Below are 1,822 nucleotides of genomic sequence, written 5' to 3'. Positions count from 1 at the left end.
GCGGTGGGGATGCCGGGAAGCTGTTTTTCACGGCGGCCCGGTGGCACGTCCCGTGACGACGGCGATGCGTTCGGGCCCCGACAGCGGTGCGAGGCGGTCCCCAGGTGTCGCGCAGGAGGGAGTGCCCCGATCCGGTGAGGTCGTGAAGGAACTTGGGCGCGTCGGCGCGCGACAGCGGCCACAGGCGGCTGCCGACACCCCCGGCGGGAATCACGGCGTAGAAGTCGTCGATCGGATCGGCCATGCCGCCAGGGTACCGGGCCGCACGTGACGGACCGATTTCGTCAAGAAGGCCGTTTCGTTCCGAATCTCTCGATATCGAGAGAACTTAGGCTCGCCTTCGTCGCCCTGCTCTCGAACGCCGACTTAGGATATGACTGCGCCCGTGTGCGACGCCGAGGGTCCAGTGCCGTTGTGAACCCCGGGGCCGATGTCAGCCCCCGCCGTACCGAGGTGTCCGTTCACACCAAGGGAGGACGACCGTGTCTGCACCAGCACGCGTCACACCGTCGGTAGCTCAGACCACGTCCAAGACGCCGCGCGGAACGCTCTACCGCGGCAACGAGGGCATGTGGTCCTGGGTGCTGCACCGCATCACCGGCGTCGCCATCTTCTTCTTCCTGCTCGTGCACGTGCTCGACACGGCCCTGATCCGCCTCTCCCCCGAGGCGTACGACGCGGTCATCGGCACGTACAAGAACCCGATCATGGGCTTCGGCGAGGTCGCTCTGGTCGCGGCCATCGTCTACCACGCCTTCAACGGCCTGCGCATCATCGCGGTCGACCTGTGGCCGTGGGCGACCCGCCACCAGCGTCAGCTGTGGTGGGGCGTGCTGGGCCTGTGGGTCGTGACCGTGGGCGGATTCGCCGCACGCCACATCCCCATCGTGCTGTCCAACATCGGAGGGCGTTCACTGATGTCCACCCTCACCCCGAGCAACGACCAGACAATTCCCGCGCCCCGCGCCCCGCAGGTGCGCAAGAAGGGGGCCAACCTCGAGAAGATCCGCTGGATCTACATGCGCGCCTCCGGCGTGCTGCTGGTCGTGCTGATCTTCGGGCACCTCTTCGTGAACCTGATGCTCGGCGAGGGCATCCACGGCATCGACTTCGCCTTCGTCGCCGGCAAGTTCGCGAGCCCGTTCTGGCAGGTCTGGGACGTGCTGATGCTCTGGCTCGCCCTCATCCACGGCGCGAACGGCATGCGCACGATCGTCAACGACTACGTCGTCGGCGCGACCACCCGCAAGGTGCTCGTGTGGGCCCTGTGGATCGCCGCAGGCTTCCTGATCGTGCTCGGCACCCTCGTCGTCTTCACCTTCGACCCGTGCCTGGGCGTGGAGAACTCAACGACGGACTGGCTCATCCAGATGTGCGCCGCGCGCTGAGCGCGCGCACCACGACGCTCACGACGACGCAGAAGACAAGGCATTCCTGACGTGACTACCCAGCAGCATCCCGAGGCCGTACTCAAGGACGGCGTCTACTACCACGAGTTCGACATCGTCATCGTGGGCGCCGGTGGCGCCGGCATGCGCGCCGCGATCGAGGCGGGTCCGGGCGCCCGCACCGCCGTGATCACGAAGCTCTATCCGACCCGGTCGCACACCGGCGCGGCGCAGGGCGGAATGGCGGCGGCGCTCGCGAACGTCGAAGAGGACTCCTGGGAGTGGCACACCTTCGACACCGTCAAGGGCGGCGACTACCTCGTCGACCAGGATGCCGCGGAGATCCTCGCCCGCGAGGCGATCGACGCCGTCATCGACCTCGAGAACATGGGCCTGCCCTTCAACCGCACCCCGGAGGGCAAGATCGTCAGCGC

Annotated in this window: 2 protein-coding genes and 2 pseudogenes; 3 read left to right on the top strand and 1 reads right to left on the bottom strand. The window is 67.3% G+C overall.

Features of this window, described 5'->3' with window-relative positions; genetic code table 11:
* Nucleotides 1-244 (bottom strand): annotated as a pseudogene (locus I5I_RS11670) (sugar phosphate nucleotidyltransferase); the annotation flags it as partial.
* Between the two features lie 238 nt (nucleotides 245-482).
* Between I5I_RS11670 and sdhC the strand changes: the two are divergent.
* The 3 genes and pseudogenes from sdhC to I5I_RS11660 form a co-directional block, all read left to right on the top strand.
* Nucleotides 483-905 (top strand): annotated as a pseudogene (gene sdhC / locus I5I_RS16490) (succinate dehydrogenase, cytochrome b556 subunit); the annotation flags it as partial.
* 12 nt (nucleotides 906-917) lie between these two features.
* Nucleotides 918-1,388, top strand: coding sequence for a succinate dehydrogenase hydrophobic membrane anchor subunit (locus I5I_RS11665; RefSeq protein ID WP_036319631.1), 471 nt, complete (start codon nucleotides 918-920; stop codon nucleotides 1,386-1,388).
* A 51-nt stretch (nucleotides 1,389-1,439) separates the two neighbouring features.
* A partial coding sequence (locus tag I5I_RS11660; RefSeq protein WP_036319626.1) for an FAD-binding protein occupies nucleotides 1,440-1,822 on the top strand: 383 nt, incomplete at its 3' end.

Origin of the sequence: Microbacterium sp. B24, assembly GCF_000333415.1 — a bacterium.
GTDB lineage: Bacteria > Actinomycetota > Actinomycetes > Actinomycetales > Microbacteriaceae > Microbacterium.
This window is presented reverse-complemented; position numbering and strand designations above follow the sequence as displayed.